Origin of the sequence: Rheinheimera nanhaiensis E407-8 (assembly GCF_000296695.1) — a bacterium.
Lineage (GTDB): Bacteria > Pseudomonadota > Gammaproteobacteria > Enterobacterales > Alteromonadaceae > Alishewanella > Alishewanella nanhaiensis.
In genome coordinates this window covers 197,950-216,289 of sequence record NZ_BAFK01000004.1, presented here as the reverse complement: position 1 = coordinate 216,289, position 18,340 = coordinate 197,950, and the positions used below count along the sequence as shown (strand labels likewise).

Here is an 18,340-nt window from a genome sequence, read left to right as displayed (position 1 = left end):
GCTTTAATCTACGTAGAAAGTTTGCACAAAGCTAAGCTGTTGCTGCTGATTGCCCTGCTGCAGGTTAATGCTAAAGCTGTAGCGCTGCTCGTGGTGAAACGGCAGCTCAGCCAAATAATAGATTGCATCGCCTTCAACCACTTCGGTAAAGTCCAGCTGACGTACCCGGCCTTGTAAATCTTTCGCACTGCCGCTGATGGCGACTTTTTCTGCCTGCTGGCTGGCGCTATTTAGCACCGAAATATTCACAATGCCATTGTATTTGCTGCGCTGCAGATGGTATTGCTGGGCAACTTCGGCGGTTAACAGCGGCGAGGGAAAGGCAATATAGTGCACGTCCCAGTTACCCAGTGTCTTCTTTTGCTCGGCAAGGCTGCTAAAGCTAATCATAAAGCCCAGCAGCAAGGTAATCACAATAGCGCGCATAATTCACCTCACAAGATGTAATAGAAGCGCCTGTTACGCGCTTTCTAACTAAGACGGCTTAAGTATAGTGTTTTAGCCGCTGTTCAGCAGGATTTGTGCTACTTAAAGCCCCGGAAACCAGCTGCTAAATAAAATATTCAAAAACTGCAGGCCAACCAGTACTACCAGTACTGATAAATCCAGCCCGCCCATTGGTGGCAATATACGCCGCACCGGCCGTAGCACGGGTTCGGTCAGCTGATGCATCACGTATTCTACCGGGCTTCTGCCCTGGCTAAACCAGCTGAGTAAAGCGCGGATCACCAGAATCCAGAACAGCAGGGTAAAGATTTCTTTTAGCAGAAAAATAACCGAGAAAATCAGGCTGGGCACCCACTGCACCTGGCCGCTTTGCAACAGCTGCAGCACAACAAGCTTGGCCAGCATGATGCCATAAGCCAACAGCAGCGTGGCAGTGTCTAAACTGCCAATGCTGGGAATAGCCCGGCGCAGCGGCAATACCAGAGGGTTAGTGGCTTTTACCACAAACTGACTGAACGGGTTGTAAAAATCGGCTCGCACTAACTGCAGCCATAAGCGCAGTATTACGACCATCAGGTACAAACTAAAGGCGGTATCAATCAGAAACAGCACAGCTTGCATAGGCTCTCCCGGCTAAAAATTATAAGGTTTGCGCCATTTCCTGCGCCCGCTTTATCGCGGCATACATGGCATCAGAAACCATTTTTTCAAGGCCCTGATTGGCAAAAGTGGTTACTGCTTCGTGCGTAGTGCCACCTTTAGAGGTTACCTGGGCGCGCAGCTCGGCAAAGCTATGCTCGCTGTTAAGCGCCATAGTGGCGGCGCCAAGTGCCGTTTGCGCCACCATCTGTTTGGCCTGGGCGGCATCAAAACCCAGCTGCTCGGCCACGTGCTGCATGGCCTGCATAAAGAAAAAGAAGTAGGCCGGTGAGCTGCCGCTTACCGCAATAATGTGGTCAATTTGCGCTTCGTCCTGCAGCCAGACGTTCATGCCGGTGCCGCTGAACATATGATCAACAAAGGCTTTTTCATAATTAGAGCAGCCGCTTGGAAACAAACCCGTGACACCAAGGCCAACCAGCGACGGCGTATTGGGCATGGCCCGCACTAACCGTATCTGGCCCAGCCACTGTTGATAACGTGCCACGGTAATGCCGGCCGCCAGGGTGACAAACAGTTTTTCGCTAATTTCCGGCGCGGCGTTGATAAGGGCGGTGCAGACGTCTTGCATCATTTGCGGTTTTACCGCCAGCACAATCACATCGGCTTTTGTTACCGCTTCAATATTGTCCAATGTGGTATGAATGGCAAAATCGGCTGCCAGGGCTGTTAATTTGGGCTGACTGCGATTGGCGGCAATAATGTTATCAGCCGGGTAACCGGCCTTGACCATAGCGGCAATCACACAGCGGGCCATATTACCGGCACCTATAAACGCAACCATATTGTCATTCATCTGTTTCACTTTTTCCCCATTTGCTTGCTGTTACTGTCGGGCGCCAAAAATAGCGGTGCCTAATCGTATCATAGTTGCGCCATAAGTCAGAGCCAAAGGCCAATCGTCTGACATGCCCATCGATAATTCAGTGGCATCGGGGTAGTGCTGTTGTAGCTGAGCTGACAGCTGCTGCATGGCAGCAAAAGCCTGCTCACTTTCGCCCGGCGCCGGTATTGCCATTAAACCTTTTAATTGCAGCATTGGCAGGTTGTTGACCTGTGCGGCCAGCGCCAGCATCTCTTTCGCGGCAATGCCGCCTTTAGTAAGCTCGGCGCTGATATTAATTTGCAGCAGCACCTTTAATCTGCCAAGGCTGGCCGGGCGCTGATCATTTAACCGCTGGGCGATTTTCAGCCGGTCAATGCTGTGTACCCAGCTGGCGTGTTGGGCGACCAGCTTGGTTTTATTCGATTGTAGCGGGCCAATAAAATGCCAGTGAAGGTCCCGGCAGTCGGCCAGCTCGGTGGCTTTATCGGCCAACTCTTGCGGGTAATTTTCGCCAAACTGGCGCTGGCCGGCCTGATAAGCGGCTAAGACCTGAGCGGCTGGCTTGGTTTTGCTCACTGCAATCAGCGCGACCGGCTGCGTCAGGCCCAGGCCTTGGCATTTTTCATTCAGGTTCTGATAGGCGAGGCTAAGTTGTTCTGCTATGTTATTCATATCAATTGGCAAAGTGGAGTATAAATTGTCATGGATATTACCGAATTATTGGCCTTTAGTGTGCAGCATAAAGCATCGGATTTACACTTATCTGCCGGCGTACCGCCGCTGATCCGGGTAGACGGTGATGTGCGCAAGTTAAACATTCCGCCGCTGTCGCATAAAGAAGTGCACGCCTTAGTGTACGAAATTATGACCGACAAACAGCGGAAAGAATACGAAGAAAACCTGGAGTCAGACTTTTCCTTTGAAGTGCCTAATTTAGCCCGCTTTCGTGTTAACGCCTTTGTGCAAAACCGCGGCGCGGCGGCGGTTTTTCGTACCATCCCCAGTGAAGTATTAACGCTGGACGATTTAGGCGCGCCGGATATTTTTAAAACCATCGCCGAAAACCCACGCGGTTTAGTGCTGGTAACAGGCCCGACCGGTTCGGGTAAGTCTACCACGCTGGCGGCGATGATTGATTACATTAACACCATGCGTCATGACCACATCCTCACCATTGAGGATCCGATAGAATTTGTCCACACCAATAAGTCCAGCTTAATTAACCAGCGTGAAGTGCACCGTGATACGCACAGTTTTAGCAATGCGTTGCGCTCCGCCCTGCGGGAAGACCCGGACGTGATCCTGGTGGGTGAATTGCGGGATTTAGAAACTATTCGGCTGGCGATGACCGCTGCGGAAACCGGCCATTTAGTGTTTGGCACCCTGCACACCACCTCGGCGCCTAAAACTATCGACCGTATTATCGACGTGTTCCCGGGTGAAGAAAAAGACATGGTGCGCTCAATGTTGTCAGAGTCGTTACGGGCGGTTATCTCGCAAACGCTGCTGAAAAAAGTGGGCGGCGGCCGTATTGCCGCGCACGAGATCATGGTGGGTTTGCCAGCCATTCGTAACCTTATTCGTGAAGATAAAATTGCCCAAATGTATTCGGTTATCCAAACCGGTGCCGCCCATGGCATGCAAACCATGGATCAGTGTCTGGTCAATCTGGTAAACCGCGGTTTGGTCACGCAAAAAGATGCGGCCGCCAAAGCGCAGGATAAGAATACCTTTGGCGCCATGGGTAGGATCTAAACCACTATGCAACTAGAAGACTTTCTGGAAAAAATGGTGGCACAAAAGGCCTCCGATATGTTTGTCACCGCCGGCATGCCGGTGGCGGCAAAAATTAACGGGGAGTTGCTGCCAATTGACGAAACGCCGCTGACCGATGCCACCTCGCTGAAGCTGGTGCTATCGGCGATGAATGATAAACAGCAGCAAGAGTTTATGACCAGCAAAGAGTGTAACTTTGCCATCGCCAACGACAGCGGCCGTTTCCGTGTATCAGCCTTCTGGCAGCGCGATTGTGCCGGTATGGTGGTTCGCCGTATTGTTACCAAAATTCCAAACGTGGATGAGCTGGGCCTGCCACCGATCATGAAAGAAGTGATCATGTCCAAGCGAGGCCTGGTGCTGTTTGTCGGGGGAACCGGCACCGGTAAATCAACCTCACTGGCGGCGCTGCTGGGCTATCGTAACCGCAATGCCAAAGGCCATATTCTTACCATTGAAGACCCCATTGAATTTGTGCACGAGCACCATAAAAGTTTAATTACCCAGCGCGAAGTGGGTATAGATACGGAATCCTTTGAGGCGGCACTGAAAAGCTCGTTGCGTCAGGCACCGGATGTAATACTGATTGGTGAGATCCGCAGCCAGGACACGATGGAATATGCGCTGTCGTTTGCTGAAACCGGCCATTTGTGTATCGCTACCTTGCACGCTAACAACGCCAACCAGGCGATAGACCGCATTATGCACCTGGTGCCCAAAGAGATGCACCAAAAGCTGTTATTCGATTTATCGTTAAACCTGCGCGGTATCGTAGCACAGCAACTGGTGCCCACGGCCGATGGCTTAGGCCGGGTTGCTGCCATTGAGGTACTGCTGAACTCGCCGTTGATTGCCGATTTAATTGCCCGTGGCGAGATGGGTGAAATTAAAGCGGTGATGACCAAGTCGCGTGAGCTGGGCATGCAAACCTTTGACCAGGCGCTATACGATCTGTATCAGGCCGGTCGCATCAGTTACGCTGATGCGCTGCATCATGCCGACTCGCCAAACGATTTACGTCTGATGATCAAACTGCGCAGTGGCGACACCAAAGGGGCAGGTTTCCTTTCGGGCGTTACCATTGAAGGGTTTGAAAAAGACGATAATTAACCTGTTGCCGCGAGGTGGGTATGAGTATCAGCCATATTATGACGCATCGTAATAAGTTGGTCACAACGACGGCTGATGCCAGCCTGGCCTCGCTGCGCGATGTATTTGCTAAAGCACGCTTTCAGCATGTGCCGGTTACCGATGCCAGTAACCGCCTGGTGGGTATAGTGTCAGTAAAAGATTATTTTCGTGAGTTAAGCCCGGTGATGGACGCTGCCACCGATCCGGCTGTCGGCTTATTTATCCGCTCGCGCAAGGTGCTTCAGGTCATGGTGTCGCCGGTCATTACCATTACCGAGCAGACCACAGTAAAGCAAGCGGCTGCGCTGTTGCTGCAACATAACATCAGTTGTTTGCCGGTAGTGGATGAGCAAAAACATCTGCTGGGTATTGTATCCTGGAAAGATATTTTGCGGGCAGCGCTAACTAAGCCTGCGCCCGCTAATACACCCGGCTAACCGGCTTGCTGGTAACGCCGGTGTAATATGGCCACCCGCTCAACATAGGCCTGGGTTTCGGCAAAAGGGGGCACACCGTTGTACTTCTTCACATTACTGGCGCCTGCATTATAGGCCGCCAGTGCCAGCTGCAAATCGCTGTTATGTTGTTTTAATAAACTGGCCAGATAACGGCTGCCGGCAATAATATTCTGCTCTGGGTGGCTGGGGTCGGCTACACCTAAATAGCTTGCTGTTTGTGGCATCAGCTGCATTAACCCCACAGCACCTTTTTTCGACACTACCTGTGGCCGGAACGAGGATTCTGCATGAATAACGGCGCGGATAAGCGCCGGATCCAGCTGATGCTCATCAGCGGCTTTGGCAATAATGCGGTTATAGGGCTTGGTGTACAGTGGCACCGTGTGCCAGTTCACCGTTGATACCGGATCGCAGGCAAAACAGTCAAATCGCATTACCTGATAGGGCCGGTTTAACGGTTGCCGATCAGAAAACAGCGCTGTACCATCCTGTTTTACTGACTTATACACCGCAATTTGTGCCGGCCGTGCTTTGATAGTGGGGCTTTTGTCGGTCAGCGACTGCCCCGGGCTTAATTTTCGCTGTGTTTTTTCAGTATCAGCCACAGGCGAATTGGCCAGACAGGCAACACTGAAGCAACTTAATAACACAGCGACACGTAACATCCCGGTTCTCCTGAACAACACCCGCCACTTAAAAAACAGCGGATCGCAAGTAAAGCACTAGTCTGGTTAATTCTCAAGCGTTCAGTGCATTTTCTCACGATTTGCCGCTTGCTGATCTTTTGCCGCATCTGACATAGCTTGCTCCGGTATTGCGCGATGCAGTTGGCGGTTAAGCCAAACAAACAACAGCCCGACACTGAGCAGTACCGCAGGCACACTCAGGCTTTGCCACAGTGCCAAATCAAAAGTGGCGAACCAGAAACTTAGCGCGTTAAGGGCTTTATCGGTCAGTTGCAGTGCGTAGTAACTGATGGCAACCAGCGATAAGCCTTCAACCATTTGTTGCATATGCAGTTGCAGTTTGGCCCTTTTATCCATTGATGCCAGTAGCTGTTGGTTTTGTTGTTCTAAGGTTAAGTTAATGCGGGTACGTAACAGCTCGGTGGAACGGCCTAAGCGGCCCGACAGCGCATTTTGCCGAAACACCACTGACTCACTGGTGCGAAACGCCGGCGTTAAGCGCCGCTCGGTAAAATCCTGCAGCGATAACATACCGTCGATAGGGGTTTCGTTCAGGCTTTTTAGCCTGTCCAGCGTCAGCTGATAATAAGCGGCGGTGGCTTGTAAGCGTGAGCTGTTATCGGCAATTAAATGTTCAGTTTGCGCCGCCATGGTGGTGATCTCATTTAGCAGGCGCTCGTCAGCATTGTTTTTATGTTCAATGCGCTGAGTAATATCGGATAACTGCTGCTCCAGCAGATTCAATTTGGCCAGCGCCTGACGTGCTACCGGCCAGCCCAACAGCGACAATTTGCGGTAGTTACCAAGGTCAAATAGTTGCTGCACCAGGCGGCCTAACGCGGCCGGGGTTAAGCCTTGATCCAGCAACAACATGCGGCCAGCACCCTCAGCATGCTTTTGAAAGTCGGTCCAGATACGCGCCTGCTGACCCGCCAGACGGCTGCTAATGCAGTTATCCTGGTTAAACAGCCGGTCAATATTGCCCAGCTTAGTCAGCTGCGCCGGTGTGATAATGCTCAGTTGTACCACGCGGAAGATCTGGCCGGGAATCTGGCCAAGCCAGTCTTTGGCGGGTAAGAAATCCAGTGGGTCGTCAAACAATTGTTTGTCATGTGCCGGCTGGATAAAAATGTAACTGGAAAACTCGCCGTGTTTTTCAAAGCGCAGGGTGCCGCCAAACAGCGGCAGGTTAACATCCTGTGCGGTTTCACTAAAATGGCTGCCCTGTGCGCTGGCTAATTGCTGCATAAAACTCAGCTCGCTGCTGCGCGAGGCCGGTGTCACGGTGAGCATAAACTGGCACAGCCGGCATGGGGCTGTCAGCGCAGGAAAGGTACGTTGCTGCAGCTCTTTATCCAGGATATCGCGCAGTGGATGGCTGCGGTGTTGTAAGCCACTCATAGTAAGGCTCCTGTGTCAGGGGACGAAAAGGGCATTGAGCACAATACTGTAGCTACTGCTAAGCAGGTGTTGTGCCAGTAACGCCAGCCTGTCACTATGCCGGTTAAATTAAGGCTAAATCTTTGCTGTAAAATGATATTTTTCTGAATATTACGCGTTTTTTGTGTTTCAGCTTTTAAAGGATGATAGCTATTTGCCCTGAAATAACGCAAAGATGACGCAACTGAGTGCGTTGCGGCTTATTTTTTCGTGGTCTGCGATCTACAATACGACTGTCGCTTCTGCTATTTCCATTCGGATCGCTTTATGTCTTTATCTGTTAACCGCAGCCTGGTTGTCGCCATCTGTAGCGTGTTGCTGGCGATGGTCACTATTCAATCCGGTGCGTCTATCGCAAAGCAGTTGTTTCCGCTGATAGGCCCAGACGGCACCACAGCGCTGCGGCTGGGTTTTTCGGCGCTGGTGCTGTGGCTGGTATTTAGGCCCTGGCGGGCGCTGCCCCAAGGCCGCGACTGGCGGGCGATAGTGGTATATGGCCTGTGTCTGGGCGGTATGAATATTCTGTTTTATCTGGCCATTGCGCGCATTCCACTGGGGATTGGCGTAGCGCTGGAATTTACCGGGCCTTTGGCGGTGGCGCTGTTTTCATCGCGGCGTAAACGCGACCTTATCTGGGTAGCCTGCGCCATTGCCGGTATTTTACTACTACTACCCGATATGCGCGGTGCCGAAGCGTTAGATCCGGTTGGCGTCATGCTGGCGCTGGCTGCCGGTGCCTGCTGGGCCGGTTATATTTTATTTGGTAAAAAAACCAATACACAAGGCTCGGGCGGTATTACCGTAGCATTAGGTATGACAGTGGCAGCTGCGGTACTGGTGCCGACAGGCTTTATTACCCAGGGTGTGGCGCTGCTAAGCTGGGAGGTACTGCCGCTGGGCTTTTTAGTTGGTATTTTATCCAGTGCGATACCTTATTCACTGGAGATGGTGGCGCTTCGCAATATGACATCACAAAACTTCAGCGTGTTTATGAGTATGGAGCCGGCCGTCGCGGCTTTAGCGGGTTTTTTAATTCTGGCGGAGCTGTTAACGCTGTGGCAGTGGCTGGCAATTTTGCTGGTAATAGTGGCATCGCTGGGCAGTTCGCTCACGGGCGCGACAAAACAAACAGCAGAAACTTGATCCAGTTCGCTGCAGTTTGCCTGCTTTTTCGCTATATCTAGTACATCAAACTCGCAGTACTACAGGAGCCACTTATGACCATTACCACCGTTGCCCAGCTGATGACCGCCGATCCCTTATGTGTTACCCGCGATGCCAGCCTGAAAGACGCGCATGATTTAATGCGGCAGAAAAATGTGCGTCATATACCGGTGATTGAACAAAATGGTGAGCTAGTCGGTATGCTGACGCAAAAAATTATGATTGCCAAAGTGATGGGCTTAATGGCGCAATATGGTGCGACAGCACTGGAGCGCAAAGAAAAGCAGCAGCTGGTAGCCGATATGATGGCAACCGATTTTGCTGCGGTAACGCCAGATCAATCACTAAAAGAGGTAGCCGGCTTTTTTGTGAAAAACCGCCACGGCTGTATGCCGGTGGTAGATGAAAACAACAAGCTGAAGGGCATTTTAACCTCGTCAGACTTTGTCCGGCTGGCGGCAGAGTTATTGGAAAAAGCAAACTAGTAATATGACTCAGACATAGTGAGAATCGACTTGTTCTAAACAGACCGTTGCAGGCCAGGATGGCCGAATCGAGCCTACAGGGACGTATTTACGGCGTGTCTGTGTGGACAAGTCGGTTCGACTCGAAGATATGATTAAAAAAGGGCCTTGCGGCCCTTTTTCAGAGGGTTATTTAACACCCATTTCTTTTAACAGATTGTCGGCACCATCCAGCTGCATTTGCCACAGCATAAAACGGTGATCAACCTGAATCGAGCGGGTATTGTCCGGATTATAGTCCCAGTCTGAAATAATAGAGTCCAGCGTGCCGTCAAACGCCAGGCCAACCAGTTCAGCTTTGCTGTTTAAAACCGCTGAACCTGAGTTACCACCGGTAATATCCAGCGTAGCCAAAAAGTTTACCGGCACTGAGTTTAAGCTTTCTACCTTGTAAGGGCCATATTGCTTGGCGTTAATGGCGTCTAGCTGGCTTTGTGGTGCGTTAAATTCACCCTCGCCGGTGGCTTTAGCGGTAATGCCGCGCAGCGTAGTAAACGGCGCCCAGGCGTTGCCGTCTTCATTGCCGTGGCCACGGCCTTTTACGTTACCGTAAGTGACCCGCAGTGTGCTGTTGGCATCCGGGTAAACGGCCTGACCTTTCGACTGCATAAAGGCGATTTTGGCGCGCATATAGCTGGCATAGGCCTGCTGAATTTTACCGGCCAGCTCTTCTTCGGCCGCTTCTTGTTTTAAGTTCCACTTATGTAGTGCAACGGCGGCTTTAACAAAGCTGTCGTCCAGCGCGGCGATTTGCTCTGGCGTCATCTCCAGCAGGGCATTGCGTTTATCCAGTGCGGTTAAGCCTGTGTTGGCATACCAGCCGTCGATTAATGCTTTTAGCGCAGCTTCAGACATGCCATCTTTAATACCCATTACCTTATCAAACTCACTGTCGCGCATTTTTTTCGGCTGGGCGGCATAGCGGCTTAAGTTATAAAGATCCAGCGCTTTTTCTACGCTAACGGCAAAGTTGCGCTCCATACCGGCAACAAAGGCTTTGTACCGCGGCAGGTCACGGTTTTGGAAGCCGGCTTTACGCGCTGCATCTGGCTTAGTGCTTTCTTCTGCTAAACGATACAGGGCGCCTGCAACGGTTAACAGACGGGATTTGGCGTTATCCAGTAAATAGTCTTTGCGATCTTTTTCCTGGCTTTGCTTCAGCAGTTTTTCAATGGCTGTTAAATCATCGGCATAGGCTTTTTTGTTGGCACGGCTGCTGTTCACCCACTTGGTCAGCTCAGCATGCTCGGCTTGTTTGCGGCTTAAAAAGTCGCTGTCGGCAAAGCTGTCGAGCATGCCCTGACGGTTTTTCATGTAGTTATTTAAGCCGGCGACGCGGCTGGCGTATTTTAGCTCAGCGTCTTTATCGTTGGCGGTTTGTTTGGCGATAATGTCCAGCGTGTTTTTAAAGTGCGCTACCGTGTTCGGGTAAGCCCATTCAAAGGTTTCGCTGACTTCACTGGGTAAACGGTGACGGTTCGTGCGGCCGGGGTAACCCATTGCCATCACAAAATCACCTTCTTTCACGCCATCTTTAGCCAGGGTTAAATGAAAGTCTGGCTTATAAGGCACGTTGTCGGTGCTGTAATCGGCTGACTTGCCCTCTGGGCTCACATAAGCCCGGTAGAAGCTGTAATCACCGGTGTGGCGTGGCCACATCCAGTTGTCGGTGTCACCGCCAAATTTACCTACGCCTTCTGCTGGCGCGTGCACTAAACGCACATCTTTAATTTCCAGCTGTTTAATTAAGTAAAACTCCAGGCTGCCGTAATAGGCGGCTACGGTGCAGCGGTGGCCTTCGTCTTGTTCACACTCGGCGACGATGGCTTTTTGGTTAGCTTCAATAGCATCAATACGCTTTTTGCCGCTTAATTTGGCCGTGGCAGCGTCAATGACTTTATCGCTGACATTATCGACCGCTTTGGTAACAAAAATACGGCTGCCCGGCGCAGCGGGTACTTCTTCGCTTAAGGTTTTGGCTAAAAAGCCATTGGCTAATAAATCGTTCTCTGGCGTTGAGTTATGCGCAATGCTGCCATACACACAGTGGTGGTTAGTGGCAACCAGGCCGTTGGGCGACACAAAAGACGCTGAGCAGCCACCTAAGCTAACAATGGCCGCGGCAGGAAACTCAGTGAGTTTGGTTAAGTCGGCCGGGTCTAGCGCTAAGCCGGCAGCTTTTAGTTCGGTGGCAATTTGTGGCAGTTGTTGCGGCATCCACATGCCTTCATCTGCCAGGGCGAAGCTACTGGCTAACGCCAGTACAAGTAAGGATTTTTTCATAGCGACTCTTTTATTGTTAGTGTTAACAGAAGTGTTAAACGTAAGACCGCGGCTATAGTCCGCGGCGGGGCGGGGCTTGTCAATAGTGTGAAAAAGGCTGTTACATTTTAATGCGATGGCCAGAGCGATTAATAGGTTCGGTGCGGTTTGCTTTAACCGGCCTTAAACCAGCAAGGCTGGTTTAGTCCCTGACGTTTGGCCTGATACATGGCTGTGTCGGCCTGACGTAGCAGTTCGTCGCAGTCGGTATCGCCTTTAAACAATACCAGGCCGATGCTGCAGGCGCATTGGTGCATTAATTGGTCGTCAAGCGGGTACGGTCGCGACAGGGTTTGGCTGATTTTTTGTGCCACCCGCTGCATATGCTGGCGGCTGCGTGCCAGCTCGGTGTCGATTTCCCGCAGCAAGACAATAAACTCATCGCCGCCAAAGCGGGCTACGGTATCGGCCTGGCGTACAGCAGTTTGCAAGCGGTAGGCAACTTCAGTTAACAAACCATCGCCAATACGGTGGCCATAAATGTCATTTACCGGTTTAAAGTTATCTAAATCAATAAACATCAGGCCACAATATTTCTGGCTGCGCTGGCTTAATGCCATTGCCTGTGTCAGATGTTCTTGCAGCAAACGCCGGTTGGCCAGGCCGGTTAAGCTGTCGTAAAACGCCAGCCGGCGAATTTGTGCGCTACTTAAACTGCGGCTGATAGCGAGCTCGGCCAGATTGCCATAGGTTTTTATTTTTTCTAACAGCTCAGCGGAGGGCTTGGCAGTACAGCGCTGATAAATAGCAAAGGTACCCAGCACCTTGCCCTGGGCATTTTTCACCGGCTGCGACCAACATGATTTAACCTTAGCAATCTCAGCCAGTGCCAGATAGGGCTGCCAGTACGGATGGCTTTCGATGTCACTGACAATTACCGTTTCACCGCTAAAGGCGGCGGTGCCGCAAGAGCCCACCCCGGCACCAATTTGCACACCATCTATTGCCTGATTGTAAGCATCAGGCAGTGAAGGGGCGGCGCCGTGGCGCAGGGTTTTACCATCTTCGTCCAGTAATAAAATGGAGCACAGCATATCCGGGTGCAACAGCTCTACTTGCGTAACTAAGTTGTGCAGCACAGTTTTAAGCTCGGCGCCTTCGCTTATCTGGCTTAAGATCTGATTTTGCAGTGTCAGTTCCTGGGTGCGCAGGGCAACCTGACGTTCGGTTTGCGCCAGATTGTGCTGGTAGCGGGTGTTGGCCAGGCTAAGCTCTGTAATTTGCAGCGCCAGTGATGCCAGCATATTTAGCATGGCGGGTAATTTGGCTTCAGCGACAATGGGTACTTCCGCCAACGCAGCCAGATACTCTTCTTTATTAAAACCTGCCTCCTGGGCCTGGGCGCTGAAATATTCCGGGTCGGGTTCTTGCAGCAAAAACTGGCCAATAAACAGGTTAGCGATATGTTCGCCATCAAGAATAATGGGTGTGGCGCAGTCGGTTAAACCATTGCGACAGCGGTAAATAGAATAGTTTTTACCTTGCTCCAGTTGTAGCGCCAGATCACGGTCACTTTCCAGGCAGCGTTGCAAAGTCGGCTCTGCCTGACGATGAAACTGAACGCAGGCGCGCTGCCAGCGCGATGAGGCTAATACTTTACCGTGCAGGTCAATCAGCGCTATAGGGACATTCATTACCTGCAGAAAGTTTTCAAACAAGGCGTTTAAACGGGAAAAATCCAGCGCAGCAACCAGCTTACTGGTTACCGTACTATCGGGTGTTGGCAAGGCCTGATTCCAATCGGTGGACAGTGGGTCCAGCATTTGGATCAGGTTTGCCTCGCGGTGCAGATGCGGCGGTTTCGCTGTCATGACGGCTTAAGTGTAGTTAGCCAGCTGTTGCTGCGCCACTTCTGCTGCAATTGAATTATGTGCGCGGCTGTACTGCGAAGCTGCCAGTTTACTTATGTCGCTGCTGCAGCACTTTAATGACATCATTTAGTTCTAACTTTTGGCTGCGCAGTAATACCAGCAGGTGAAAAATCAGATCAGCCGCTTCGTTAGCCAACTCTTCCCGGTCACCGGCCATCGCCGCTAAGGCCGATTCGACGCCTTCTTCACCGACCTTTTGTGCGATGCGTTTTACGCCTTTGGCAAATAAGCTGGCGGTATAGCTGCTGGCCGGATCTGCTCCTTCACGGCTTTTAATCACTTGCTCTAAGTCATATAAAAACGCCAGTTGCGGGCTGTTGGCGCTGTTATCATGCCAGCAGGTTTCAGTACCAACATGGCAGGTGGGGCCTTGTGGCAGTGCCAGTACTAAAAGACTGTCGGCATCGCAGTCGCTGTCGACGCTGACCAGTTGTAGGGTATGGCCCGAGCTTTCACCTTTGGTCCACAGCCGTTGTTTGCTGCGGCTGTAAAAGGTGACGTTGCCGCTTTGCAGCGTGTGCGCAAGTGCCTCTGGGTTCATATAGCCCTGCATCAGCACCTTGCCGGAGATGGGATGTTGTACTATGGCTGGCAGCAACTGGTTATCGGGCCAGCTAAGGGCGTTAATTTGCTCTTTGTTCATGTTAGTTCTGAATCCCCCTCATTCCCCCTTTTTCAAAGGGGGAGGCTAAAAGCTACTCCCTCCAAACCACCCATTAATATGATGGATGCGTTCCCCCCTCTTTGGTAAAGAGGGGGCAGGGGGAGATTTGTCGTTTTACGGCCGGATGCTGATGCCCTCAGCGATCAATTTGGCTTTTAACTCAGCTATTTCAATAATACCTTTGTGAAACACACTGGCCGCCAAAGCACCATCAACGTCAGCTTTGTCAAATACCTCAGTAAAGTGCTGCATAGTACCGGCGCCGCCACTGGCAATCAGCGGCACAGTGCAGATATCGCGGATGCTTTTTAACTGGGCAATATCATAGCCCTGACGCACACCGTCCTGATTCATACAATTAAGCACAATCTCACCGGCACCACGGCTTAGCACCTCGCTTACCCAATCGCGGGTTAGCCAGCGGGTTTTCTGGGTGCGGCTCTCATCACCGGTAAACTGGTATACCTGATACTGACCGGAGGCAACATCAAAAAAGCTGTCAATGCCGATTACCACACACTGCTGGCCAAAGCTGTGATTCAGCTCATTTATTAATTCAGGCCGTGCCAGCGCCGGGCTATTAACCGAGATTTTATCGGCGCCCATTTCCAGAATTTTGCCGGCATCGGCCACGCTTTTAATGCCGCCGGCGACGCAAAACGGAATATCGATCACTTCAGCAATACGCCGCACCCAGCTTTTATCCACTACGCGGCCATCGCTCGACGCAGTGATATCATAAAACACCAGCTCGTCAGCGCCGGCCTGCGCGTAACGCTGCGCCAGCGGTACTATATCGCCGATAACTTCATGGTTACGAAACTGTACGCCTTTAACGACTTTGCCATCGCGCACATCGAGGCAGGGAATTAACCGTTTTGCCAGCATGCAATGGCCTCCTCAAGGCTAAATTTACCTTCCAGCAGCGAGCGGCCTAAAATAACACCGGCTACGCCGCTGCCAATTAAGGCGCGGATATCATCCAGCTTGCCAATGCCGCCTGAGGCCTGCCAATGAATTTGCGGGTACTTACTGGCCAGCTCTTTGTAAAGTGTTACGTTGGAGCCGCTTAAGGTGCCGTCTTTACTGATGTCGGTACATAGCACATGCTTAGCACCGGCAGCGATATAACCATCCAGCACCTGCTCCAGCGTAATGTCAGATTGCTCAATCCAGCCATGTGAGGGCAGGGTTTTCTCGCCTTTATCGTTTATTGCCACATCCAGCGCCAGCACGATCTGCTCGCCGCCGTATTTGCGCACCCAGCCCTGCACCAGCTCGCGTTGGCGTATGGCCAGGCTGCCAATCACCACCCGACCGGCACCGGCATCAAGTAAATCAATCAGATCCTGCTCGCTGCGAACACCTCCGCCGACCTGAATATGCAAAGGTGAGGCTGTCATCAGCTCAGTGAGCAGTGTCAGCTGGCGTTTAGTGGCGTCTTTGGCACCGGAGAGATCAACAATATGCAGCCAGTCGGCACCGGCCTGGGCGTATTGATTACGCAGGCCAAGCGGGCTGAAATCATACTGCGTGCTGTTGTCGTAGCGGCCCTGATACAGCCGCACCACAGTGCCGTCAATTAAATCAATGGCGGGGATAATCATAACTGCCACTCCAGAAAATTCTGTAATAACCGCGCGCCGGTTTTACCCGAACGCTCGGGGTGAAACTGGGCACCGGCGACATTGTCTTTGCCAATTACCGCAGCGAAGTCGTTGCCGTAATGACACTGCGCCAGGCTGTACTGATCCGGTGCGACAGCAAAACTGTGCACAAAATACACATAGTCGGTGTCAGAAAAGCCACGCAGCAACGGGTGGCTGCTGATGCGATGTAAGGTGTTCCAGCCCATATGCGGTAAGCGCAGGCCAGCGCTTTGCATGGGCAGCACTTCTGATGGAATAAGGTTTAAACAGGCCACATCACCTTCCATACTGTGCGCAGTAAGCAGCTGCATACCCAGGCAAATACCCAGCAGCGGCTGCTGCAGCTGTTGCAGGGTGCCAATAAGCTCGGCTTGCTGTAACTGTGCCATTGCATTGTGTGCGGTACCCACACCGGGCAGCAGCACTTTGTCTGCTGATTTTATTGCTTTGGCATCGCGGCTGATACTGGCTTCAACACCCAAACGTTTGAAGGCGAAATATACCGAGCTGATATTGGCGCAGCCGGTATCCACTATCACCAGCTTCATCACAGCACCCCTTTCGAGCTTGGCAGCGCTTCGCCTGATACGGTAATGGCCTGGCGCAGCGCGCGGCCAAAGGCTTTAAACAGGCCTTCTACCATATGGTGTTTATTGCCTGGCGTAATGCTTAAGTGCAGCGTCATCAGCATGGCATCGCTTAGTGAGCGGAAAAAGTGCGGCACCATTTCCAGATTAAGGCCGCCAACAGCACCTTCGCCCAGCTCGCCATTAAACACAAACAGCGGCCGGCCGGATAAATCCAGCACGCACTCGGCGCGGCATTCATCCATTGGCAGCACAAAACCAAAACGGTTGATACCGCGTTTATTGCCCAGTGCTTGTTTTAAGGCCTGGCCCAATGCCAGCGCGGTATCTTCGACGCTGTGGTGATCGTCGATGTGTAGATCACCCACCACCTTTACCTGCAGCGAAAAGCCGCCGTGGGTCGCAATTTGCTCCAGCATATGGTCGAAAAAGCCAACACCGGTACCAAAAAAGTTATTGCCGCTGCTGTCCAGATCAACCGAAATTTCAATATCGGTTTCCCGCGTAGTGCGCCGCACTGAGGCTTTGCGGCCGCGGCTGAGTAACTGCTTGGTAATTTGCGCCCAGCCTAAGCTGTCGCGGTGATATTGAAATGCCGGCAGGCCCATGTTTTCGGCCAGCTGCACATCTGTTAAGCGGTCGCCAATCACGTAAGAGTTGGTAAAGTCGATTTTGCCCTGTTGCAGGTAGTCTTTTACCAGCCCCAGTTTGGGCTTGCGGCAGCTGCAGTTGTCGCGTTCAAAGTGTGGGCAAATCAGCACATCATCAAAGTGAATACCTTGCGAGGTTAACAGTTGCATCATTTTGTGGTGCGGCGCATCAAAAGTATCACGCGGGAAGCTGTCGGTGCCCAGGCCATCCTGATTAGTGACCATCACCAGACGATAGCCAGCGGCTTGCAACTTTAATAGTGCAGGCACTAAACCCGGCTCATAGGCCAGCTTTTCCAGGCTATCCAGCTGTTTGTCAATTGGCGGCTCTTCTACCATGGTGCCGTCGCGATCGATAAATAAAATAGGCTGGCCACTCATGCGCTTACTCTCTCTTTGCTATCAGTGTTAGAAAAATACTGCTGCATTGCCTGTGTCAGGCGCTGCATTTCATCGGCATTACCAATCGATACCCGCACCACTTCACTCAGGCCCAACTGACCGGATTGATTGCGAATTAAAATATCGCTTTGGATTAGCGTACTTACGCAATCGGCGGCGTTGTTTACCTGCAACAACACATAGTTGGCATTGCTGGGCCACACTTTGTTAATGCCGCTTTGGGCCTTAGCAAAGGCGATAAACTCATCACGCAATGCATTAATGCTGGCAACGCTTTGTTGCATTTGTGCAATACCAGCGCTTGATAATGCCATTGCCGCAATTTGTGCGACCGGCTCGGCAATCGGGTAGGGCGCGATCATCTTTTTCAGCGCGTTAATCACCTCCACCGAGGCCAGGGTAAAGCCACAACGTAATCCGGCCAGGCCAAAGGCTTTCGATAAAGTGCGTAAAATCACTAAATGCGGATAATTAGCCAATTCATTGGCGAGGGTCGCTTCTGGTGCAAACTCAATATAGGCTTCATCGACTACCACCAGCGCTTTACCGGCAAAATGCTCAAGTACGGCAATAATTTGCTCGCGTGGGATCAGATCGCCGGTTGGGTTATTCGGGCTGCAGATAAACACCAGTTTCGGCGAAGTGGCAAAGATGCCATCTAAATCCAACTGCTCGTTATTCACCAGCAGCACTTTATTTACCGTTGTCTGGTTGCTCTCGGCGCTTATCGCATACATGCCGTACGTTGGCGGGCAAATGGTAATGCTGTCCTGTTTCGGCTCGCAGAAGCTGCGGATCAGAAGCTCTATGCCTTCATCGGCACCGCGGCTAACCAGCACCTGCTCCGGCGCCACACCGGCATAATCGGCATAAGCGTTGATCACCGCTTTGGGCTGACAGGACGGGTAGCGGTTGAAGCAACCGTCCAGCTGATAGCTTGGCGCTAAGGCGTTTTCATTGGCATTCAGCCAAACAGCGCCGCCACTCATGCTGCTGCGCGCTGAGGCGTAGGGCACGATATCTTTTACCATTTGTCTGGCCAGGTTATTCACGCCAGTAGGGGTAGTGTTTGCCATTTTCTGC

Annotated in this window: 19 protein-coding genes; 5 read left to right on the top strand and 14 right to left on the bottom strand. The window is 51.8% G+C overall.

All coding sequences use genetic code 11. The annotated features are described in order from the left end of the window. Positions 1–3: 3 nt before the first annotated feature. The 4 genes from RNAN_RS05150 to RNAN_RS05135 all read right to left on the bottom strand — a co-directional run bounded on the left by RNAN_RS05150 (position 4) and on the right by RNAN_RS05135 (position 2,605). Positions 4–426 carry a DUF4426 domain-containing protein gene (locus RNAN_RS05150; RefSeq protein WP_008219483.1) on the bottom strand — a complete coding sequence of 141 codons (423 nt, stop codon included), beginning with the start codon at positions 424–426 and terminating at the stop codon, positions 4–6. Between the two features lie 102 nt (positions 427–528). Continuing rightward, complete coding sequence (locus tag RNAN_RS05145) at positions 529–1,068, bottom strand: YggT family protein (RefSeq protein ID WP_008219481.1); 540 nt, start codon at positions 1,066–1,068, stop codon at positions 529–531. A 19-nt stretch (positions 1,069–1,087) separates the two neighbouring features. Continuing rightward, positions 1,088–1,912 (bottom strand): pyrroline-5-carboxylate reductase, encoded by an 825-nt coding sequence (gene proC / locus RNAN_RS05140; protein WP_008219480.1) that lies wholly within the window; start codon positions 1,910–1,912, stop codon positions 1,088–1,090. A 21-nt stretch (positions 1,913–1,933) separates the two neighbouring features. After that, the gene (locus RNAN_RS05135; RefSeq protein ID WP_008219478.1) at positions 1,934–2,605 is read right to left on the bottom strand and encodes a YggS family pyridoxal phosphate-dependent enzyme; all 672 of its coding nucleotides are present in this window, start codon (positions 2,603–2,605) and stop codon (positions 1,934–1,936) included. A 30-nt stretch (positions 2,606–2,635) separates the two neighbouring features. On the opposite strand from RNAN_RS05135, the gene RNAN_RS05130 reads away from it, so the two are divergent. Genes RNAN_RS05130 through RNAN_RS05120 form a run of 3 tightly spaced genes read left to right on the top strand, consistent with a single transcriptional unit; the run spans position 2,636 to position 5,277 of the window. Continuing rightward, positions 2,636–3,688 carry a type IV pilus twitching motility protein PilT gene (locus RNAN_RS05130; protein WP_008219476.1) on the top strand — a complete coding sequence of 351 codons (1,053 nt, stop codon included), beginning with the start codon at positions 2,636–2,638 and terminating at the stop codon, positions 3,686–3,688. A 6-nt stretch (positions 3,689–3,694) separates the two neighbouring features. Next, positions 3,695–4,819 carry a PilT/PilU family type 4a pilus ATPase gene (locus tag RNAN_RS05125; RefSeq protein ID WP_008219475.1) on the top strand — a complete coding sequence of 375 codons (1,125 nt, stop codon included), beginning with the start codon at positions 3,695–3,697 and terminating at the stop codon, positions 4,817–4,819. Positions 4,820–4,839: 20 nt separating this feature from the next. Beyond that, entirely contained in the window at positions 4,840–5,277 is a 438-nt protein-coding gene (locus RNAN_RS05120; protein ID WP_008219474.1) for a CBS domain-containing protein, read from the top strand. Here the strand turns inward: RNAN_RS05120 and RNAN_RS05115 are convergent. Continuing rightward, positions 5,274–5,963, bottom strand: coding sequence for a lytic transglycosylase domain-containing protein (locus RNAN_RS05115; protein WP_008219472.1), 690 nt, complete (start codon positions 5,961–5,963; stop codon positions 5,274–5,276). The two genes, RNAN_RS05120 and RNAN_RS05115, sit on opposite strands and share 4 nt — an antisense overlap. An 81-nt stretch (positions 5,964–6,044) precedes the next feature. Beyond that, complete coding sequence (locus RNAN_RS05110; RefSeq protein ID WP_008219470.1) at positions 6,045–7,385, bottom strand: DUF3422 family protein; 1,341 nt, start codon at positions 7,383–7,385, stop codon at positions 6,045–6,047. A gap of 306 nt (positions 7,386–7,691) precedes the next feature. On the opposite strand from RNAN_RS05110, the gene RNAN_RS05105 reads away from it, so the two are divergent. Both RNAN_RS05105 and RNAN_RS05100 read left to right on the top strand, forming a co-directional pair. Then, the gene (locus RNAN_RS05105) at positions 7,692–8,567 is read left to right on the top strand and encodes an EamA family transporter (protein WP_008219468.1); all 876 of its coding nucleotides are present in this window, start codon (positions 7,692–7,694) and stop codon (positions 8,565–8,567) included. Positions 8,568–8,641: 74 nt separating this feature from the next. Then, complete coding sequence (locus RNAN_RS05100; protein WP_008219465.1) at positions 8,642–9,073, top strand: CBS domain-containing protein; 432 nt, start codon at positions 8,642–8,644, stop codon at positions 9,071–9,073. Between the two features lie 168 nt (positions 9,074–9,241). On the opposite strand, the gene RNAN_RS05095 is transcribed toward RNAN_RS05100, so the two are convergent. From RNAN_RS05095 to hisC, 8 genes are all read right to left on the bottom strand, one after another. Further along, positions 9,242–11,395, bottom strand: a complete 2,154-nt coding sequence (locus tag RNAN_RS05095; RefSeq protein ID WP_008219464.1) for a S46 family peptidase — start codon at positions 11,393–11,395, stop codon at positions 9,242–9,244. A 152-nt stretch (positions 11,396–11,547) separates the two neighbouring features. Then, positions 11,548–13,245 carry a PocR ligand-binding domain-containing protein gene (locus tag RNAN_RS05090; protein ID WP_008219462.1) on the bottom strand — a complete coding sequence of 566 codons (1,698 nt, stop codon included), beginning with the start codon at positions 13,243–13,245 and terminating at the stop codon, positions 11,548–11,550. Between the two features lie 88 nt (positions 13,246–13,333). Further along, complete coding sequence (gene hisIE, locus RNAN_RS05085; RefSeq protein WP_008219458.1) at positions 13,334–13,948, bottom strand: bifunctional phosphoribosyl-AMP cyclohydrolase/phosphoribosyl-ATP diphosphatase HisIE; 615 nt, start codon at positions 13,946–13,948, stop codon at positions 13,334–13,336. A 135-nt stretch (positions 13,949–14,083) separates the two neighbouring features. Further along, positions 14,084–14,857 (bottom strand): imidazole glycerol phosphate synthase subunit HisF, encoded by a 774-nt coding sequence (gene hisF, locus RNAN_RS05080; protein ID WP_008219455.1) that lies wholly within the window; start codon positions 14,855–14,857, stop codon positions 14,084–14,086. Beyond that, the gene (hisA, locus tag RNAN_RS05075) at positions 14,839–15,576 is read right to left on the bottom strand and encodes a 1-(5-phosphoribosyl)-5-[(5-phosphoribosylamino)methylideneamino]imidazole-4-carboxamide isomerase (RefSeq protein ID WP_008219453.1); all 738 of its coding nucleotides are present in this window, start codon (positions 15,574–15,576) and stop codon (positions 14,839–14,841) included. Before hisA ends, hisF begins: the two co-directional genes overlap by 19 nt. After that, positions 15,573–16,166, bottom strand: a complete 594-nt coding sequence (gene hisH / locus RNAN_RS05070) for an imidazole glycerol phosphate synthase subunit HisH (RefSeq protein WP_008219451.1) — start codon at positions 16,164–16,166, stop codon at positions 15,573–15,575. The genes hisA and hisH overlap by 4 nt, the downstream gene beginning before the upstream one ends. After that, positions 16,166–17,236, bottom strand: a complete 1,071-nt coding sequence (hisB, locus tag RNAN_RS05065) for a bifunctional histidinol-phosphatase/imidazoleglycerol-phosphate dehydratase HisB (RefSeq protein WP_008219449.1) — start codon at positions 17,234–17,236, stop codon at positions 16,166–16,168. The genes hisH and hisB overlap by 1 nt, the downstream gene beginning before the upstream one ends. After that, positions 17,233–18,333: a histidinol-phosphate transaminase gene (gene hisC / locus RNAN_RS05060; protein WP_008219447.1), complete on the bottom strand. Its 1,101-nt coding sequence runs from the start codon at positions 18,331–18,333 to the stop codon at positions 17,233–17,235. Before hisC ends, hisB begins: the two co-directional genes overlap by 4 nt. Positions 18,334–18,340 lie beyond the last annotated feature (7 nt).

Coding starts and splice junctions, on each gene's coding strand:
- RNAN_RS05150 (WP_008219483.1), bottom strand. CDS start 426: ATGCGCGCTATTGTGATTACCTTGCTGCTGGGCTTTATGATTAGCTTT.
- RNAN_RS05145 (WP_008219481.1), bottom strand. CDS start 1,068: ATGCAAGCTGTGCTGTTTCTGATTGATACCGCCTTTAGTTTGTACCTG.
- RNAN_RS05135 (WP_008219478.1), bottom strand. CDS start 2,605: ATGAATAACATAGCAGAACAACTTAGCCTCGCCTATCAGAACCTGAAT.
- RNAN_RS05130 (WP_008219476.1), top strand. CDS start 2,636: ATGGATATTACCGAATTATTGGCCTTTAGTGTGCAGCATAAAGCATCG.
- RNAN_RS05125 (WP_008219475.1), top strand. CDS start 3,695: ATGCAACTAGAAGACTTTCTGGAAAAAATGGTGGCACAAAAGGCCTCC.
- RNAN_RS05120 (WP_008219474.1), top strand. CDS start 4,840: ATGAGTATCAGCCATATTATGACGCATCGTAATAAGTTGGTCACAACG.
- RNAN_RS05115 (WP_008219472.1), bottom strand. CDS start 5,963: ATGTTACGTGTCGCTGTGTTATTAAGTTGCTTCAGTGTTGCCTGTCTG.
- RNAN_RS05110 (WP_008219470.1), bottom strand. CDS start 7,385: ATGAGTGGCTTACAACACCGCAGCCATCCACTGCGCGATATCCTGGAT.
- RNAN_RS05105 (WP_008219468.1), top strand. CDS start 7,692: ATGTCTTTATCTGTTAACCGCAGCCTGGTTGTCGCCATCTGTAGCGTG.
- RNAN_RS05100 (WP_008219465.1), top strand. CDS start 8,642: ATGACCATTACCACCGTTGCCCAGCTGATGACCGCCGATCCCTTATGT.
- RNAN_RS05095 (WP_008219464.1), bottom strand. CDS start 11,395: ATGAAAAAATCCTTACTTGTACTGGCGTTAGCCAGTAGCTTCGCCCTG.
- RNAN_RS05090 (WP_008219462.1), bottom strand. CDS start 13,245: ATGACAGCGAAACCGCCGCATCTGCACCGCGAGGCAAACCTGATCCAA.
- hisIE (WP_008219458.1), bottom strand. CDS start 13,948: ATGAACAAAGAGCAAATTAACGCCCTTAGCTGGCCCGATAACCAGTTG.
- hisF (WP_008219455.1), bottom strand. CDS start 14,857: ATGCTGGCAAAACGGTTAATTCCCTGCCTCGATGTGCGCGATGGCAAA.
- hisA (WP_008219453.1), bottom strand. CDS start 15,576: ATGATTATCCCCGCCATTGATTTAATTGACGGCACTGTGGTGCGGCTG.
- hisH (WP_008219451.1), bottom strand. CDS start 16,166: ATGAAGCTGGTGATAGTGGATACCGGCTGCGCCAATATCAGCTCGGTA.
- hisB (WP_008219449.1), bottom strand. CDS start 17,236: ATGAGTGGCCAGCCTATTTTATTTATCGATCGCGACGGCACCATGGTA.
- hisC (WP_008219447.1), bottom strand. CDS start 18,333: ATGGCAAACACTACCCCTACTGGCGTGAATAACCTGGCCAGACAAATG.